The organism is Corynebacterium sp. 20-84, assembly GCF_053479455.1.
The window spans coordinates 48,026-65,487 of record NZ_JBRBCB010000004.1 but is presented as its reverse complement, the minus strand read 5'-3'; the positions used below and the strand labels follow the sequence as shown (position 1 = coordinate 65,487).

Sequence of the window (17,462 nt, the reverse complement as noted above, 5' to 3'; positions counted from 1 at the left end):
CGCGCGGCGGGGTTTCAGCCATTTCTGCGCCCTGTGACCTGCCCGTTTGTGCGATGTCTACTGAAGTAGACATCGTTTCGTAGACGATAAGTTGCGGGGCGTTTAACGTTTGTGCCATGAACCAATTCGCGGCGCATGTGGGCGCAGGCAACGCCATCGACCTGCTGGGCAGTTTCAACGCCCAGCAGCTTGTCGACGCCGGCGCCAACCCCACCCGCGTTGCCGATTGGAAAGGCGTCTACGAGGTCTACTACGGAAAGACTCGGTTTTCCCGCCAGCAGGCTAATGCTGTTCGTGTTGCCCGCCAGACTGCGAAGTCACTGGATCAATTGGTGCTCATCGAGCAACGAGTCCGCCCCTTGGGCACCGAGAAAGAGAAGTGGACAATCCGCCTCGCGTTGCTGTCCGTGCGCGGGAACTACGAGACGTTGAAACGCCGCGCCAAAGACATCGTCCCTGAGGTGGACACACCTGCTCCGGAGTCGGCGGTCCGGTTCGGTAAGGAACGGAAAGGCAAACGCACCTTTAGTGCTACTGGTGATGCGAGTGATATCGCTGCCCTTGAGTACGCCCTGCGCCAAAAACTCGACGCTAACCGTCCCGAGGGTCCGCAGATGTACGAGGCATTCCACGACCTGCTCCACAACGACGGTGCTGTCGCGGATGCTGTCCCACGCCCACTGGTGCTAATCCCGCTGGCGGATTACATCAAGATCCTCGGCGGCCAAGGGGATGACACCATCCTGGGATTGTCGGATGGCACCACGATGACTGGTGCGGAGTATCTGACCCACCATCACTCCAAAGACCTCGAGGTGGCACTCTTCCACCCGCAGGCAGGTCCGGTGAACCTGTACAACACGAAACGGTTCGCCAATAAGAAACAACGCGACCTCGCCCGGGCAACACTGACGACGTGCCCGGTACCAGATTGTCGGCATGCTGCTGATAACTGCGAGGTCCACCACATCGAACCCTGGGCCCGCGGCGGGCCGACGAACATGAACAACCTGTCGGTGTTGTGCAGGTACCACAACCGCACCAACGACGATGACCCCGACAGACACAACAGGGGCCGAATACAGATGCGCGATGGGACACCAACATGGGTTTCACCGCGCGGAACACCAGTACCGAACAGAACACACCAATACGGTGCCATGCACCTACTGTTCGGAACATAGCCGAGGGACCACCACACCCCACGGCCAGTTCGGCGCGCCTGCAATCGGCTTCTAGACTTCGCGAGCCTGGCCTTCGTCGACGATGCGCTTCAACTCGGAACCCATGCCGGTCTTCTCCTGCATCCAGGCATTGACGGCAGCGCCGGGGTCGCCGTCTTCTTCGGTCTTCTCGATGAGCTTCTCCAAGTCTGTCGTGGACAACGCACGGGTGACTTTGTTCATGGCGTTGCGGACGCCGCGGTCGAAAAGCCCGGCCTGGTAGACGGGAATGATGTTCTGCGGCAAGTCGCCGTGATCGGCGTCTGCGCAGCCCTCGGCAGGCGACGGATCGACGGTCTTGAACGCACCAGGCAACGTCGCGACGGCCGCATCATAGGTCGCCAGCGCCAAATCCACGTCGTTGGAGTCATCCGCGTCTGCCTCGCGCTTCTTTTCCTCTAAAGCGTCAGTCTCGGCCGAGTTCGCCGCGACGACCAGCGACCCGACGCACATGACCGCCAGATTCGCGTCGCGGGCCTGAAGCAGGGCGAGCTTCTCGCCGTCATCGTTCAGTTGCTGGCCGACAATCCCCACTTCTTTGCCGGCTAACTCCGCCACCTGGCGGTAGATCTCGGCGAGCACCATCTGCTCAGGGTCAGACGGATCAGCGGCAATCCGCACCGGCTCCTCGGCCGGCGCGCACGCTGTCGCGCCGAAAAGCATCCCCACAGCTGACATAGCGGCGACGATTCGCACAGCTCCAACCGACGACCACGACGAACGCCCACGCGACCTGCTCTGCAGGTGAGAAAGGGAGGGCATTAGCTCTGGGGGCTTTCGTCGATAAGCGATTGTGCGGGACGTGGCCCCATCTCCGCGATCATGTCGCGGGCGCGGGGCGCGGACGACGGCTCGCACAAAATGTCGTAACGGCCGGCGACGATGGTCGTCGCGGACGAGAAATCGCGGCGGCCGCGCGTGAACGCGTACCCGAGCGCTGCGAACACGACGCCGAAGAGCAGACCGATCACGAGCGCCGACAACAACGACTTCCACACATCCGGCGTGAACAGCGCGAACAGCAAACCGACGAACAAGCCGAACCACATGCCGGACAGCGCGCCGCCCGCCAGCACGCGGCCCCACGTCAGCCGCCCGGTAACCCGCTCGACCTGCATGAGGTCGACGCCGACGATCGTGATGTCCTCCACCGGGAACTCGCGGTCGGACAGCCCGTCTACGGCGGCCTGCGCGTCCTCGTAATTCTTGAAGCTGCCCACAGGCCAACCCGAAGGGCGCTGCAGCCCGTCGACGGGACGGCGCGATGCGGAGGCGCCGCCGGGTGCCGGATTCAGCTGGCTCATGTGCTCATCCTTCGTTTTCGCGTTCGTGTACCCGTTCGAGTCTAGTGCCGGCTTCAGCCGCGGGCGCGAAGGCCATATACTTTACGGGCAATGACTGACACAGCCCCGATTTCAGAAGCAGCTGTCCGCAACGCACTCGCCCGGGTCGATGACCCCGAGATCGGCAAACCGATCACCGAATTGGACATGGTCGAGTCCGTGCGTATCGACGGCCGCGACGTCGCCGTCGGCATCTACCTCACCATTGCCGGATGCCCGATGCGCGACACCATCGAATCCAATGTGCGTGCCGTGCTCGAGGAACTCGAGGGCGTCGGCGAAGTCAGCGTGACCATGCACACGATGAGTGAGGAGCAGCGTCGCAACCTCGCCCAGCGGCTCAAGGGCGACAGGTCCGAGCCGGTGATCCCGTTCGCGCAGCCGGGGTCGACGACGCGGGTGTTCGCGGTGGCGTCGGGCAAGGGCGGCGTCGGCAAGTCCTCAATGACGGTGAACCTAGCGACCGCGCTGGCTGCGCAGGGCTTGAACGTCGGCATTTTGGACGCCGATATCTACGGCCACTCCATCCCCGGCCTCATGGGTTCGGCGGGCCAGGGCCCGACGGTTGTCGACGAGATGCTCATGCCGCCCATCGCCCACGGCGTGCGCCACATCTCCATCGGCCAGTTCGTCGAAGGCAACGCCCCAGTCGTGTGGCGTGGGCCGATGCTCACCCGAGCTATCCAGCAGTTTCTTTCCGATGTCTACTGGTCCGAACTCGACGTCCTCTTCATGGACCTTCCGCCCGGGACCGGCGACGTGGCCATCACCGTGGCGCAGCTCGTCCCGAATGCCGAGCTCCTCATCGTGACCACACCGCAGGCCGCTGCCGCCGAAGTCGCTGAACGTGCCGGCTCCATCTCCCAGCAGACCGGCCAGCGCGTCGCCGGCGTCATCGAGAACATGTCCGCCATGGTCATGCCCGACGGCACCACCATGGATGTCTTCGGCACCGGCGGCGGCGAGAACGTCGCCGAGCGCCTCACCGCCATCACCGGCACCGACGTCCCCCTCCTCGGCTCTGTCCCCCTCGATCCAGCTCTGCGTGTCCAGGGTGACGAAGGCACCCCCATCGCTGTGCAGGCCCCCGACTCCCCGTCCGGCAAGGCCATCGCCGACATCGCCGGCAAGCTGAAGATCCGCCGCGATTCCCTCGCCGGAAAGAACCTCAACTTAGGAGTCACCCGAAACTAGGTGACGTCCGCCCACGAGAACCCTGCCCCGCCCGACTGCGCCGGCGGGTTCTGGTTCCCTGTCTGCGAGTCCTGCGGCGCACTGACGCCCATTCCGGGCTGACGACGCCGCCGTTTAGACCCTCGCTCCTGCGATCCCCGCACGTCATCAGAGCTGGGACCGGGAGCCGCCGAACTGCCCACAGAAGGGTCCCCATCCATCATCTTGCGGGGGTCGAACTGGTCGAGGTAGTCGCCGTCTTCGTCGAAAAGCACTTTGGCGATGGCGCGCTTCGGCCCCATCGCGGCGTATTCGGTGACGGTGCTCATCGGTTTGCGGAACTCGTCGAATTCCTCGCCGTAGAGCTCGTCTTTCGCGTCGTTGATCGCGCGGCGGGCCGCGAATATCGCGGCTCGGACATCCATGATGACCCCAGGCAGGCGCTCGGGACCGATAATGATCAGGCCCGCGAGCACGACGACGAAGATTTCGCCCCAACCGATAGTGTCAAACACGGTTTCACCTTAGCCCGTCGCGCATGCGGAGCCAGGAAAAGGGCCGGTTCCGGGACGATTCGCGGGAGCGGGAATCGGCTGCGGCAGCGGGGGAGTCCGCGTCAGCGGAGTCGAGATGCTGCAGGCGTTCCACCAACGACCGCGGCGCGCGCAAGCACCCGTCGGAATTGTGTTCGCGCACAGCATCAGCGGCAGCGCGCTGCTGAGCGACTTCGCGGCGGCAGTCGGGACACTGCAGCAGGTGCTGTTGGGCGCGACGGAGGGCGGTGGGGGTGAGTTCGTCGTCGATAAGCGCGGCGACGGCTTCAAAATTGAGGTGCTCGATGGAATCGAAGGTCGGCACGGCTGTCACCTCGCGCGAATGAGCTCGCGGGCCGCCTCGCTGGACGCGGCCTGGGCCTCGAGCGAGGCGCGCAACTGGCTGCGGCCGCGGTGGATGCGCGAACGGACGGTGCCCATTTTCACGCCGAGCGTCTTGGCGATCTCTTCGTAGCTCATCCCGACGACGTCGCAGAGCACGACGGACACGCGGAATTCAGGCCCGAGTTCGTCGAGCGCAGCCTGCAGCGCGGGGTCGAGGTTCGTCGCGGTGTACACCTGCTCAGGCGTCGGGGCGGTGCCGGGGACGCGCTCGTAGTCCTCGGGCAGCGCCTCCATGCGGATCTTGCTGCGGTGGCGCACCATGTCGAGGAACAGGTTCGTCGTGATGCGGTGCAGCCAGCCCTCGAACGTGCCGGGCTTGTACGTCTTCAGGTTGCGGAACACGCGCATGAACGTCTCTTGCGTGAGGTCCTCGGCGTCTTGCTGGTTGCCGGCGAGGCGGAACGCGAGGCGGTACACGCTGTCAGCGTGCTCCTCGACGAGCTCTGCCCAGCTGGGCATCTCGCCGTGGCCTTGGTCGAAGGCGGCGGTGCCGGTGGCGTCGTCGTGCATGCTCACTATTGTTGCGTACCGCGCGGGTCCACGCACCGCCGGGGTCGATTTCGTAGGATATTCGTGTGAGCAATTCAGCATTTTCGTCCCTCAACGAGTACATCACAGGCAAGCAGCAAGAGGGCCCGCTTATCGACGCCCGCGCCGACGCCTCCGAATACTCCCTTCCCACCCCGAGCGTCGCGGTGGGTGAATTGCTGGGTACGTTGGCTGCAGCCGGCGCCACCAGCGGCGCTGCCGCGACGGGCGCTGTGGCGATGACGCCCGCCGCCGGCGTTGTGGGCCTGCACATTCTCGCGGGACTGCCGGACAAGGCCCCGTTGACGTGCATCGACCCGGAGGCGGATCACCAGGCGCGCGCGAAGGCCGCGTTCCGGGACGCTGGCTTCGGCGGATCGCGCGCGCGTTTCCTGCCGTCGCGCCCGCTCGACGTGCTCGGACGGCTCGCGACGGGCGCGTACCACCTCGTCTACGCGGACGTCGACCCTGTGGATTTGCCGGCTGTCGTCGAGGCCGCGTGGCCGCTGCTCTCGCCCGGCGGCACGCTCGTTCTCGCGGGTTCGCTTCTCGACGGCACCGTCACCGACCCCACCCGCAAAGACCGCGCCACACTCGCTGCGCGGGAAGCGGATGAGCTGGTGGACGGGCTGGAAGGCGCCGTCGTGACGCGTCTCCCCCTCGATTCCGGGGTGACGCTGATAACGCGCCGCGTCTAACTACTCGACGACCTCGGACTTGCCCACCACCACAACACCGGCCTTCGAGATGGTGAACTCGCGGGCACGGTCGTTGTCCTCGTCGACGCCGACGGTCGCGCCGTCCGAAACGTAGACGTTCTTATCCAAGATGGCGTGGCGCACGACAGCTCCGCGGCCGACGCGTACACCTGGCATGAGCACGGATGACTCGACCGTCGCGCCTTCTTCCACGCGCACGTCCGTCGCCAGCACAGAATTGCGCACCGTGGAACCCGAAATGATCGAGCCCGGCGCGATGATGGACTCCTGCGCGATACCGCCGGAGACGAATTTCGCGGGCGGCAGGTTCTCGTCCTCAGTGGAGTGAATCGGCCACGACTTGTTGTACAGGTTGAACACCGGGTGGATCGAGATGAGATCCATGTGGGCGTCGTAGAAGGAATCGATGGTGCCGACGTCACGCCAGTACCCCTTGTCACGCTCAGTCGCGCCGGGGACTTGGTTGGCGGAGAAGTCGTAGACGTGGGCGTCGCCCTTGCCGACAAAATACGGAATGATGTCCCCACCCATGTCGTGGGAGGAGGATTCGTTGTCGTTGTCTTCGCGGAGGGCGTCGATAAGCGCCTCCGTCGAAAAGCAATAATTGCCCATCGACGCGTAGGTGACCTCTGGGTCGTCGGGCGTGCCCGGCGGGTCGGCGGGCTTTTCCAAAAACTCCGTGATCGTGCCGTCGTCGTCGGACTGGATGCAACCGAACGCCGTGGCCTCGACGCGCGGCACGCGGATGCCGGCGACGGTGCACGACTTGCCCGACGCGATGTGGTCCTCGACCATCTGCGACGGATCCATGCGGTAGACGTGGTCAGCGCCGAAGACGAGCACGTAGTCCGGCTGCTCGTCGTAGATGAGGTTCAGCGACTGCAAAAGCGCGTCCGCCGACCCCTGGTACCAGCGCTTACCCAGACGCTGCTGCGCCGGCACCGACGCGATGTACTGGTGCATCGGCCCCGAGAAATTCCACGCGGTAGCCACGTGGCGGTCGAGCGAGTGCGATTTGTACTGCGTCAGCACCGCAATGCGGTTGTACCCGGCGTTGACGAGGTTGGACAGAACGAAGTCGACGAGACGGTAATTCCCGCCGAACGGCACGGCGGGCTTGGCGCGGTCGAGAGTCAACGGAAAAAGGCGCTTGCCTTCTCCGCCCGCGAGGACAATGGCGAGGACATTCGGCTGGCTGTTCACACCCCCAAGCCTAGGTAAGAAGAGCTAAAGCTGCACTGCACTTGCAGCAAATGGGACACCCGCCACCTCCCTCCGTGGGTGCCTGCACGGCCGCGGAAACGCTACTAGTCTCGGAGAGCATGAGAGTCGGAATGATGACCCGCGAATATCCGCCCGAAATCTACGGAGGCGCGGGAGTCCATGTCACAGAGCTCACGCGCTTCATGCGCAAGCTTGACGACGTCACCGTGGACGTCCACTGCATGGGCCAGCCCCGCGACGCGGAAAACGTGTACGTCCACGGCGTCGACCCCGCCCTGGATGACGCGAACGGCGCTATCAAGACCATGTCGACGGGTCTGCGCATGGCTCATGCCGCCTCCGATGTCGACATCGTCCACTCCCACACGTGGTACTCGGGCCTCGGCGGGCACCTCGCCGGACTGCTCCATGGTGTCCCGCACGTCGTCACCGCACACTCCCTCGAACCCGACCGCCCGTGGAAGCGCGAACAGCTCGGCGGCGGTTACGACGTCTCCTCCTGGTCCGAGAAGAACGCCATGGAAAACGCCGACGCCGTCATCGGAGTCTCCTCCGGCATGAAGGACGCCATCTTGCGCGCCTACCCGCGTATCGACGCCTCGCGTGTCCACGTCGTCCTCAACGGCATCGACACCTCGTTCTGGTACTCCACCGTCGACGCCGCTGGCGACCTGCGCGGCGAAACCGACAGTGCCGCAGCCGACGCGAACAGCGAAAAGAATGTCATCGAGCGCCTCAGCATCGACCCATCGCGCCCCGTCGTCGCATTCGTCGGGCGCATCACCCGCCAAAAGGGCGTACCCCACCTAGTGAAGGCAGCCCAGGACTTCGACCCGGACATCCAGTTGATTCTCTGCGCAGGAGCTCCCGATACGAAGGAGATTGCGGAGGAGACGGAGGGGCTCGTCGATAAGCTTCGTGCAATGCGCGACGGCGTGCATTGGGTGACGGACATGCTGCCGAAGGAAGATATCCGCGATATATACTCCGCGGCCGATATTTTCGTGTGTCCGTCGGTGTACGAACCGCTGGGCATCGTGAACCTGGAGGCGATGGCGTGCAACACCGCCGTCGTCGCGTCCGACGTGGGTGGCATTCCCGAAGTTGTCGTTGACGGCGAGACCGGTACCCTGGTGCACTACGACGCGGACGACACACAGTCCTTCGAGAAGGACCTCGCCGCCGCAGTCAACGCACTCGCCCAGGACGCGGCCACCACCAAACGCTTCGCAGCAGCTGGTTTGACCCGCGTGAAAAAAGAATTCACCTGGGACAAAATCGCCCAAGAAACCGTCGACGTGTACAAGTCGCTTCTGTAAGACCGGAGGACGAAACTGTGAGCAATTTGAGACCGGAACTGCATGTCACCGCGGATAAAGGCATTCTGAACGCCGCAGCAGGCATGCTTCGCGACGGCGACGACTGGCACCTCTTCTACCAGTACGAACCTTCCGAAGGTGCCCCGACGCGATGGGCGCACCAATTCTCCGAGGGCAACCCGTTCGACTTCTACGAGTGCAACGACGTCATCGCGCCCGTCGGCGGCGAGACCCGCATCCTGGCCGGCTCCGTCGTTTCCTCGGCGGAGGGCACGGACCTGTACTTCACGTCCGTCACCAACGCAGGAACGACGGTTCAAGCGGCGCGTATCGACGAGATCGAGACCCTCTGCGACGAAGTCGACGAAGCCGGTGACATCGATCCCGGAGTGCGCCGCCTCGGCCCTGTGGTGAAAGACGTCGGGCGTTTCACTCGCTTCCGCTCCCCCTGCGTCGTCCCCGACTGGAAGGAAAGCGAGGACCGCACCCGTGGCCAATCTGGCTGGGTGATGCTGGCGAGCAGCGGCCCCTCCGAGAAGCCTGTCCCGGTCGTGCTGGACTCCCCCGACGGAACGTCGTGGTCCTTGCTCGGCCCGCTGCGCTTCGACGGCGACACCGGCCTTTCCGACGACGCTGTGACCGTCGCCCCGCGCATCATCCGCCTGCGCGACGAGAAAGACGGCGAGATCTACGACGTGCTGTTTTTGACCGTCGAGCTTGAGAAGGGCGACCTGACCGGCTACCTCGTGGGCACCCTCGACGAGACCGAATTCACCGTGCGGACCCCTTTCACCCGCCTCGATTACGGCCACGACTTCACCCGCCCCCGCAGCACCAACGTCGTGCGCGGCACGCAGACCGACGACGAGCGCTACGCCGAAGCCCGCATCTTCGGTCTGCTGGCTGCGACCGGCCGCGGCGGCGACCCGACAGCCCAGCCGACCTGGGAATCCGAAGGCTGGGCCAACGCCCTGTCGCTGCCCCGCGTGGTCACCCTCGCGGGCGGAGAGCTGTACCAGACCCCCGCGCAAGGGCTTCCCGACGCTGTCAGCGCCACCCAGCGCGCCAAGCTCTGGACTGGCCTGTGTGAGATCCCGGTGGGCTCGAAGGTGGCAGTCGAAGTTGTCGACACCACAGGCGACGTCGCCGCTGTGATCACCCACTCCGGCGACGAGATCACCCTCGACCGCCTCGACGGCAACCCCGCCACCGCGCAGCTCGACGACGAGGACGAAGACCACATCTCCGTGCTTGTCGACGGCTCCGCCATCGAAGTCTTCGCCGGCGGCGGCGCCGTCACCATGGCCAGCCGCTTCTGGCCCGAAAACGGCGTCGGTGAGCTCCGCGCCACGACTGAAGGCGACGCGGAGATTCTCAGCCAGTGGAGCCGCCCGCGCGCGGCGGTCTAAAACCGCGAAAGCCCTGCTCGCGCAGGGCTGTAGTTTGCGCGAGCAGGGCGGAGACAGCGCCGCGGAACCTAAGGCTGAGCCGCGGAGCCTAGGCCTGCGGCGCTCGCTTCATCCGAGTGAGCTGCGCTCGCGCGGTGACCGTCATCGTCTCAGGAAGAGCAGCGACACGCTCAGCGAGAACCTCGGGGTCGAGGTGCCGGGCAGACGGGCTCATTCCGACCTGGGCGGCGATCGACTCGCGGTCCAGGTTCATCGGGAACTCAATGAGCTCTGGCTCACCGACGGGAACGAGGTGGCCGGCGGCTTGCTCGAGCATGCGCTCCTGCTTGCCTTCCTCAACGCCCAAGATGCCGAGGGGCTCGCGGAGTTCATCGAGGTGGCCGGCTTGGGGGGTGAGGATGAGGACCTCGCCGTCGTCGACAAGCACGCGCGCGAATTCCTGCGGGTTGCGCGGCGCGAAAATCACGGTGATCACGTCGACGGAATTGTCGCGCAGAGGAAGACCCTCCCACACATCTGCGACGACGGCACCGATCTTGGGATGCGCCTTCGCCAGGTGCTTCGCGGCGGGAACAGCGATATCGACGCCGATTCCGCGGGAATTCTCCACCGCGTCCAGAGTGTGCGTGAGGTAGTAGCCGGTTCCGGCGCCGACTTCGAGGATGGTGGGGGTGGCTGCGACGTCGTCAAGCGGAAGCCCTTGAAGAGCGTCGAGGACGCGCTCCGTGACCGTCTCCACGAACGGCGCGAAATGGCCGCGCGACAAAAACGCCTCGCGCGAAGCAACCATCTCCGGGCTGTCGCCCTCGTGAGCAATCCCGGCACCAGATGCCAGCGTGACGTAGCCCTGCTTAGCCACGTCGTACGAATGCCCGGTCTCAGACACCAGGCGGCTGAAATCGTCCGCCCCCGTTAGAGCACTTCCGTCAACGGGGTCCGCCAGCACATCAACAATGTCTTTGAGCATGGCGTCATGTTACCTGCAGCTCTACTGCGCTGCGACATCGGTGAGGAGCTGGCCAAGTTCGGCAGCTTCCTCGTTGTTGAGCTCCACCACGAGACGTCCGCCGCCGTCGGACGGGATGCGCATCACGATCTTTCGGCTTTCCTCGACGACTTCCATCGGACCGTTGCCGGTACGCGGCTTCATTGCTGCCATGTGGTGTTACTCCTTGGCTCTTCGATTGTCTGCTCTCCGTCGGTCGCGGGTACGCGCGACGGAAATTCCTCCCCAATCTTACGCCCTTGCTTGGATAGGAGGTGCTCGACGAGAGCGTCGACTTGGTCCTGGCGGTATCCACGGGGGACGACTTCAAGGGCGATGTCCTCGTAGCGGCCAGCGTCGACGGCGTCGCGGTTTGCGGCGATGACGTCGTGGGGTGCGTCCATCGGAGGTAGCGCTTCACCGCGGCCGGCGATCGAGGCAGAAATCCACGCGCCGAGCAGCGCGATGGCGGCGATGACGAGGATGAGCAGCAACATAGACAGCATGGCTGCTGATGCTACCGCAGTTCGGCCCAGGGCTGGCGTTGCGGGACGTCGCCTACGCCGGCGCGGGCGAGGATGGTGGCGGCGACGGTTTCAGCCATCGCGGACAGTTCGTGCAAAGGCCGGTTGCGGTGGGCTTTCTGCCCGAGGGGGATTTGGGTGAGGGAGGAGGGGCCGTGGAGGGTGGAGACGTCGATAAGCAAGCCCGCTTCGACGCCGTATCCCGCGACGAACGGCACCTCGAGTGCGGTAGCGCGGCGGATGGCGTATTCGCCGGCGAGCGGCTGGTCGAGCGGCGGGATGTCGGGAAACAGGAGGCGAAGAAGCGGCTTCGCCGTCAGTTCCGTAACGCGCCCGCCGCCGCGCGGGGCACCGTTGAGCGCGCGGTCATAGCTCGCTTTCACAAGATGCACACGCTTATCGACGAACGCCCCCGCCAACCTATCCACCCACCCCGCCTCAACGGTGGTGACGTCTGCGTCGAGGAACACCACGATATCTCCTTGCGCCGCGAGGACCCCGCGCCACAGCGCTTCGCCCTTGCCGGGCTGAACTGGAATCTCCGGCGCAATATCCCGCCAATTGAGCACCGTCGCGCCGGCAGCTTCCGCGTTGGCGGCTGTCGCGTCCGTCGAATCGGAATCGACGACGATGACTTCGTCGGCGCACGATGCGCGAGCTGCGCGCACCACATCAGCGACGGTGGCTTCCTCGTTGAGGGCGGGAATGACGACGGAGACCTGCACTACGCCAAACCTCTGATCGTGGCGAGCGGACCTGTGGTTCCTTGGATGGCTGCGGTGGTGCGGATGACGTCGATGGTTTCGGCGACCTCGTGCACGCGGAATGCCGCGACCCCGCGCGCCGCGCACCACGCTGTCGCCGCGAGCGTGCCCGCGATGCGCTCCCCCACTGCTCGTCCCGTGGTCTCCCCGATGAAGTCCTTATTCGACAACGCCATGAGCACCGGCCAGCCCGTGGCGACGACCTCGTCGATGCGCCGCAGGATTTCCAGCCCGTGGAACGTGTTCTTGCCGAAGTCGTGCGTGGGGTCGATGAACACCTTGTCTTCCGGGACGCCGCAGTCCACGGCGCGCCCCGCGAGCGTCGTCGTTTCGCGGATCACGTCGGCGACGACGTCGTCGTAGTGCACGCGGTGCGGGCGTGTGCGCGGGGTCGCACCGCCGGTGTGAGAGCAGACGTAGCCCACGTTGTGCGCGCCAGCGACCTCGACGAGCTCCGGTTCAAACCCTGCCCACGTATCGTTGATGAGGGTCGCTCCCGCCGCGATCGCCGCCTCCGCGACATCCGGGCGCCACGTGTCCACGGAGATATCCACCGAGGTCGCGTCGGCTGCGGCGAGCTGATCGCGGACGGCGGCGATAAACGGCACGACGCGGTCGATCTCCTCGTGAGCGCTGACGTCGTCGCCGGGGCCCGCTTTCACGCCGCCGACATCGACGATCGTGGCTCCTGCGTCGACGACCTCGCGGCAGCGCGCCAGAGCGGCGTCGAAGGCGAAGGTCGCACCCTTGTCATAGAACGAGTCCGGAGTGCGGTTCACGATGGCCATGACGCGAGGCAGGCCGGCGGGAAGGAGATGCATTTAACGCTCGTATTTGTGCAGGTTGCGCGGGTCCGACATCTCGCGGTGCGTGTTGACGATGTACTCCACCGCCTCGTCCACCGAATCCGTGACGAGGAAGAGCTGGTCGTCGCCCTCCGAGATCAGACCGCGGCCGAGCTGCTGGGTGCGGATCCAGTCGACGAGGCCGGACCAGAACTCGGTGCCGAGGAGCACCATCGGGAAGTTGGTGACCTTGCCTGTCTGGATCATGCAGAGGACCTCGAAGACCTCGTCCATCGTGCCGAAGCCGCCCGGCAGCGAGATAAACCCCTGCGAGTACTTCAAAAACATCGTCTTGCGGGCGAAGAAGTACCGGAAATTCAGGCCGAGGTCGACCCAGGGGTTGAGTCCCTGCTCGAAAGGCAGCTCGATGCCCAGGCCGACAGACATGCCGCCGGCTTCGTAAGCGCCGCGGTTCGGCCCTTCCATCAGGCCGGGGCCGCCACCGGTGACGACCGCATAACCAGCCTCCACCAGGGCCTTGCCCAGTGCGCGGGCCTGCTCGTATTCCGGGGTGCCCTCGCCGAGGCGGGCGGAACCGAAGACGGTCACGGCCCAGTCGAGATCGTGAAGCGCGTCGAAACCGGAGACGAACTCGCTGGTGATGCGCATGACGCGCCACGGGTCCGCATGCTTCCAATCGTGGTCCGGGCGACCCATCTGCAAGAGACGCTGGTCGTAGGTGGACGTGGAATTGGCGTCGCTGCCTTTGTGGCGCCTAAGAATCGGGCCGCTTAGAGTACGGTCGCGATCCGGGCGCGGGGTGATGTGTGGTGCCACGGGGTGAGAGCTTTCTAGTCGGGAAAGTTATTGCGCTGCGGGCCTGCGCTTTAAGCGGATGCGCCGGTCAAGTACGCGATGAGGGTGTCCGCGACGGTGCGGATCTGCTCGATCGGGCACTGCTCGTCGATCTTGTGGGCGAACCCGGGATCGCCGGCGCCAAAGTTCACAGCCGGAACTCCCAGCGTAGAGAACCGGGACACATCCGTCCATCCGAATTTGGCACGGAATTCACCGCCGACAGCGGCGAGCAGGCCCTGGGCGGCGGGGGCGTCGAGGCCGGGGAGGGCGCCGGGGACGGCGTCGTCGTAAAGCAATTCGAGGCCCTCTTCGAGCGCGAGGGTGTCTTCGAGGTGCTGTTTCGCTTCGTCCAGGCTGCGATCGGGTGCGAAGCGGAAGTTGATGGTGAGGGAGGCTTCGTCGGGAAGCGTGTTCGTCGCGACGCCGCCGGAAAGCCCGACGACGTTGAGGCCCTCGCGGTATTCGCAGCCCGCAATGGTGACGGTGCGCGGCTCATATGCGGCGATGCGGCCGAGTACTCCGGCGAGGTCGTGCGCGGCGTTGTGGCCGAGCCACGCGCGTGCCGAATGCGCACGGGTGCCGCGCGCGGTGACGGTGACGCGGATACTGCCCTGGCAACCGGCCTCGATGATCGCGCCGGACGGTTCGCCGAGCAACGCCAGCGAGCCCTGGAGCAGCTCGGGCTCGTCGCGTTCAAGATGCGCGAGACCGTTGTACTTAGCGGCGACTTCTTCCGCTTCGTAGCAGATGAGCGTGAGGTCAAACTGCAGGTCGGCAGAGTTGCACAGCGTCGCGAAAGCGTGGAGGTAGCACGCCATTCCGGACTTCATGTCGACGGCACCGCAGCCCCACAAGATGTCGCCTTCGACGTGGTGGGGCACGTTATCGGCGATGGGCACGGTGTCGATGTGCCCGGCGAGAACGATCCGTTCGCCAAGATCGCGGTTGGTGCGCGCGACGACGGTGTTGCCGCGGCGGGTCACCTCCACGCCGTCCAAGGCCTCGAGCGCGGCCTGGATCGCGTCGGCGATCGCCTTCTCCTCGTGGGAGGGCGACGGGATGTCGACCAGCGCTTTGGTGAGCTCGACAGGGTCAGCAAAAAGGTCCAGATTCACGGGGGCGATACTACCTGCCGGGTAAGCACGTACGATACAGCCATGCCCCAAGGAGCTCGCGCTACAGGAATCGCACATATCGCCGCCAACGGCACCGTCCTCGACAGCTGGTACCCCATCGTCGAGCTTATCGACGACATCCCCCACCCCCTCACCCGCCGCGTCAGCGCCAATGAGCTCTCGCCTCGGCTGCTCAACCTGATCGGCATGGACCGAGACCGCCACGTGGAAGTGGTGCCGGTGCGCACCGAGATCGCGGACCTGTCTGCGCCAGCTATCGACGCGCACGACGTCTACCTGCGTCTCCACTTGCTGTCGCACCGGAAGGTGAAGCCGCTGGAGATCAATATGACAGACGCGCTTGAACACCTCGTCCCCGTGGCGTGGACGAATAAAGGTCCGTGCCTGCCCGATGACTTCGAGTACGTGCGCACCAACCTGCGCGCCCGCGGAACCATTCATGTCTACGGCATCGAGCGTCTGCCGCGCATGGTCGATTATGTCGTCCCCACTGGGGTGTCCATCGCGGAAGCGGAACGCGTCCGCCTCGGCGCGTATCTCAGCCCCGGGACCAGCGTATTCCGGGAAGGATCGGTGTCGTACAACGCCGGAACCCTCGGCCCGGCGCAGGTGGAAGGGCGCGTGCTGTCCTCCTGCGTTATCGGGGCGGGCTCGGACCTCGGGTTGTCGTCCTTCGTCATGGCGGAACGCACCAACGGGCACAACCGGTCTCCCCTGCGCATCGGCGAGAACTGCATCATCCGGCCGTCAGCAGGGCTCATCGACTTGAACATGGGCGACCGCTGCGAACTCGGATCCGGCATCATTTTGGAGCCCGACACCATTGTCTACGACACGCGCAATCCGCACGAGAAGACCTACGTCCCCGCTCACACGATCACTGAACAGTCGGACTGGACGATCATTAACGAACCGCACAGCGCTACCCCTGTGGTGAGGGAGAGGTCGCGGTAGGGGCCGGGCGTCGATAAGCGTGCTCTTTTTACTTGAGCCTGCATTTAATTCACCCCGAATTATTGGCTCGCGCCCATGGTTCCTACACTTGACTCATGTCGAACACCCTCAATAGCGGCTTGCAAACCCGCCACCTGACCATGATGGGACTGGGCTCCGCCATCGGCGCCGGACTCTTCCTCGGAACCGGCGTGGGCATTCAAGCCGCCGGACCGGCCGTCATCATCGCCTATGTGATTGCCGGCGCCGTCACCGTCTGCATCATGACGATGCTCGCGGAAATGGTGGCGTCGCGACCGTCCTCCGGAAGCTTCGCCACATACGCCGACCAGGCATTCGGCGCCTGGGCCGGCTTCTCCGTCGGCTGGTCCTACTGGATCATGCAGGTGCTCATCATCGGCGTGGAGATCACCGGCGCCTCCGCCATCATCTCCGGCTGGTTCGACATCGCGCCGTGGATTCCCGCGCTGATCGCCGTCGTGTTCTTCGCCGCGATCAACCTCGCCGCCGTGCGCGGCTTCGGCGAATTCGAATTCTGGTTCGCCCTGATCAAAGTGGCTGCGATCGTCATTTTCTTGGTCGTCGGCGTGCTCATGGTCTTCGGACTCTTCCCCGGCATGGACGCCGTGGGCACCAGCAATATCGACCACGTCGGCTTCATGCCCAACGGCATCGGCGGCATCGCCACCGCCATGCTCGCCGTCGCCTTCGCATTCGGCGGCATCGAGCTCGTGACTATCGCCGCAGCCGAATCCGAGAACCCCACCGCCGCCGTCAGCGCAGCGATCCGCTCCGCGATTTGGCGCATCGCCGTGTTCTACATCGGCTCCGTGGTGCTGATCATTCTGCTGCTGCCCTACGAACAGATCGCCGGCGCCGATTCCGCCGCCGAGTCCCCGTTCACCCTCGTGCTCGAGCGCGCGAATGTCTCCGGTGCCGCCACCATCATGGAAGTCGTCATCGCACTCGCCCTGTTGTCCGCGTGCAACGCGCAGCTCTACGGCAACTCCCGTCTGCTGTACTCGATGGCGCGCGGTGGCGAGGCACCCTCCTATTTCGCTCAGACGAACGCATCGGGCGTGCCTGTCCGCGCGGTGATCGTCTCCATCATCTTCGGCTTCATCTCCGTCGCGATGCAGTGGTGGAACCCGCCGGGGCTTTTGACCTTCCTTCTCAACGCCGTCGGCGGCATCCTGATTTCGATCTGGGCGATGGTGATCCTGTCGTACATCCGCCTGCACCCCAAGCTCGTCGCATCCGGCGAAATCACCAACGTGCGCATGTGGGGCTACCCGTGGTTGCCGTGGATCACGTTCGCCACGCTAGGTGGATTCATCCTGCTCATGCTTTTCGACGCTAGCGGCCGCACCGAGCTCATCTCCGCCCTCGTCGTCGTTGGCGCGATCGTCGTGACCAGCCTCATCGTTCACCGCGGCAAGGCGTCCGAGCCGGCGCACATGGTTTAGCTGGCGCGACGCCGCCGCCGCGCGTGAAACCCAACACGCCGCCTGAAGATCTTCTAAGCTATGCAGCGCTAGCGCTTTTGCGCGGGCCGTGCATACGCAGACACCGTAAGAGAA

Annotated in this window: 20 protein-coding genes; 7 read left to right on the top strand and 13 right to left on the bottom strand. The window is 64.9% G+C overall.

Annotation, left to right across the window (positions count from 1 at the left end; translation table 11 throughout):
* Nucleotides 1-116 precede the first annotated feature (116 nt).
* Nucleotides 117-1,184, top strand: coding sequence for an HNH endonuclease signature motif containing protein (locus ACUY2Y_RS04110; protein ID WP_448324918.1), 1,068 nt, complete (start codon nt 117-119; stop codon nt 1,182-1,184).
* 51 nt (nt 1,185-1,235) lie between these two features.
* Here ACUY2Y_RS04110 and ACUY2Y_RS04105 read toward each other — a convergent pair whose 3' ends face one another.
* Both ACUY2Y_RS04105 and ACUY2Y_RS04100 read right to left on the bottom strand, forming a co-directional pair.
* The gene (locus tag ACUY2Y_RS04105; protein ID WP_448324917.1) at nt 1,236-1,901 is read right to left on the bottom strand and encodes a hypothetical protein; all 666 of its coding nucleotides are present in this window, start codon (nt 1,899-1,901) and stop codon (nt 1,236-1,238) included.
* 83 nt (nt 1,902-1,984) lie between these two features.
* Complete coding sequence (locus ACUY2Y_RS04100) at nt 1,985-2,527, bottom strand: general stress protein (protein ID WP_259901220.1); 543 nt, start codon at nt 2,525-2,527, stop codon at nt 1,985-1,987.
* A gap of 90 nt (nt 2,528-2,617) precedes the next feature.
* On the opposite strand from ACUY2Y_RS04100, the gene ACUY2Y_RS04095 reads away from it, so the two are divergent.
* Entirely contained in the window at nt 2,618-3,760 is a 1,143-nt protein-coding gene (locus ACUY2Y_RS04095; RefSeq protein ID WP_210575756.1) for an Mrp/NBP35 family ATP-binding protein, read from the top strand.
* Here the strand turns inward: ACUY2Y_RS04095 and ACUY2Y_RS04090 are convergent.
* Genes ACUY2Y_RS04090 through sigE form a run of 3 tightly spaced genes read right to left on the bottom strand, consistent with a single transcriptional unit; the run spans nt 3,757 to nt 5,187 of the window.
* Complete coding sequence (locus ACUY2Y_RS04090; RefSeq protein ID WP_448324916.1) at nt 3,757-4,254, bottom strand: Sec-independent protein translocase TatB; 498 nt, start codon at nt 4,252-4,254, stop codon at nt 3,757-3,759. The genes ACUY2Y_RS04095 and ACUY2Y_RS04090 overlap by 4 nt on opposite strands.
* A gap of 4 nt (nt 4,255-4,258) precedes the next feature.
* Nucleotides 4,259-4,597 carry an anti-sigma factor family protein gene (locus ACUY2Y_RS04085; RefSeq protein WP_448324915.1) on the bottom strand — a complete coding sequence of 113 codons (339 nt, stop codon included), beginning with the start codon at nt 4,595-4,597 and terminating at the stop codon, nt 4,259-4,261.
* Nucleotides 4,598-4,602: 5 nt separating this feature from the next.
* Nucleotides 4,603-5,187 carry an RNA polymerase sigma factor SigE gene (gene sigE, locus ACUY2Y_RS04080; RefSeq protein WP_210575748.1) on the bottom strand — a complete coding sequence of 195 codons (585 nt, stop codon included), beginning with the start codon at nt 5,185-5,187 and terminating at the stop codon, nt 4,603-4,605.
* Between the two features lie 65 nt (nt 5,188-5,252).
* Between sigE and ACUY2Y_RS04075 the strand changes: the two genes are divergently transcribed.
* Nucleotides 5,253-5,903, top strand: a complete 651-nt coding sequence (locus tag ACUY2Y_RS04075; RefSeq protein ID WP_448324914.1) for an O-methyltransferase — start codon at nt 5,253-5,255, stop codon at nt 5,901-5,903.
* Here ACUY2Y_RS04075 and glgC read toward each other — a convergent pair whose 3' ends face one another.
* Entirely contained in the window at nt 5,904-7,127 is a 1,224-nt protein-coding gene (gene glgC / locus ACUY2Y_RS04070; protein WP_448324913.1) for a glucose-1-phosphate adenylyltransferase, read from the bottom strand.
* Nucleotides 7,128-7,246: 119 nt separating this feature from the next.
* Between glgC and glgA the strand changes: the two genes are divergently transcribed.
* Together glgA and ACUY2Y_RS04060 are read left to right on the top strand one after the other, a co-directional pair.
* On the top strand, nt 7,247-8,467 hold the full coding sequence (glgA, locus tag ACUY2Y_RS04065) for a glycogen synthase (RefSeq protein WP_448324912.1): 1,221 nt from the start codon (nt 7,247-7,249) through the stop codon (nt 8,465-8,467).
* A gap of 17 nt (nt 8,468-8,484) precedes the next feature.
* The gene (locus ACUY2Y_RS04060) at nt 8,485-9,876 is read left to right on the top strand and encodes a GH32 C-terminal domain-containing protein (RefSeq protein ID WP_448324911.1); all 1,392 of its coding nucleotides are present in this window, start codon (nt 8,485-8,487) and stop codon (nt 9,874-9,876) included.
* Between the two features lie 88 nt (nt 9,877-9,964).
* Here ACUY2Y_RS04060 and ACUY2Y_RS04055 read toward each other — a convergent pair whose 3' ends face one another.
* From ACUY2Y_RS04055 to dapE, 7 genes are read right to left on the bottom strand one after another with little or no spacing between them, the layout of a single operon-like run.
* Nucleotides 9,965-10,843, bottom strand: a complete 879-nt coding sequence (locus ACUY2Y_RS04055) for a methyltransferase domain-containing protein (RefSeq protein ID WP_448324910.1) — start codon at nt 10,841-10,843, stop codon at nt 9,965-9,967.
* 21 nt (nt 10,844-10,864) lie between these two features.
* The gene (locus ACUY2Y_RS04050; RefSeq protein ID WP_087116512.1) at nt 10,865-11,035 is read right to left on the bottom strand and encodes a DUF3117 domain-containing protein; all 171 of its coding nucleotides are present in this window, start codon (nt 11,033-11,035) and stop codon (nt 10,865-10,867) included.
* Nucleotides 11,023-11,367, bottom strand: coding sequence for a cell division protein DivIVA (locus ACUY2Y_RS04045; protein ID WP_448324909.1), 345 nt, complete (start codon nt 11,365-11,367; stop codon nt 11,023-11,025). The genes ACUY2Y_RS04050 and ACUY2Y_RS04045 overlap by 13 nt, the downstream gene beginning before the upstream one ends.
* Before the next feature lie 11 nt (nt 11,368-11,378).
* Nucleotides 11,379-12,110 (bottom strand): glucosyl-3-phosphoglycerate synthase, encoded by a 732-nt coding sequence (locus ACUY2Y_RS04040; protein WP_448324908.1) that lies wholly within the window; start codon nt 12,108-12,110, stop codon nt 11,379-11,381.
* Entirely contained in the window at nt 12,110-12,970 is an 861-nt protein-coding gene (folP, locus tag ACUY2Y_RS04035; protein WP_448324907.1) for a dihydropteroate synthase, read from the bottom strand. The genes ACUY2Y_RS04040 and folP overlap by 1 nt, the downstream gene beginning before the upstream one ends.
* Nucleotides 12,971-13,771, bottom strand: a complete 801-nt coding sequence (locus ACUY2Y_RS04030; protein WP_448324906.1) for an LOG family protein — start codon at nt 13,769-13,771, stop codon at nt 12,971-12,973.
* 50 nt (nt 13,772-13,821) lie between these two features.
* A complete protein-coding gene (dapE, locus tag ACUY2Y_RS04025; protein WP_448324905.1) occupies nt 13,822-14,907 on the bottom strand; it encodes a succinyl-diaminopimelate desuccinylase in 1,086 nt (361 codons plus the stop codon).
* A gap of 42 nt (nt 14,908-14,949) precedes the next feature.
* Between dapE and ACUY2Y_RS04020 the strand changes: the two genes are divergently transcribed.
* The gene (locus ACUY2Y_RS04020) at nt 14,950-15,882 is read left to right on the top strand and encodes a succinyltransferase (RefSeq protein WP_448324904.1); all 933 of its coding nucleotides are present in this window, start codon (nt 14,950-14,952) and stop codon (nt 15,880-15,882) included.
* A 95-nt stretch (nt 15,883-15,977) separates the two neighbouring features.
* Nucleotides 15,978-17,348: an amino acid permease gene (locus tag ACUY2Y_RS04015; protein ID WP_448324903.1), complete on the top strand. Its 1,371-nt coding sequence runs from the start codon at nt 15,978-15,980 to the stop codon at nt 17,346-17,348.
* The last annotated feature ends 114 nt before the right edge of the window (nt 17,349-17,462 follow it).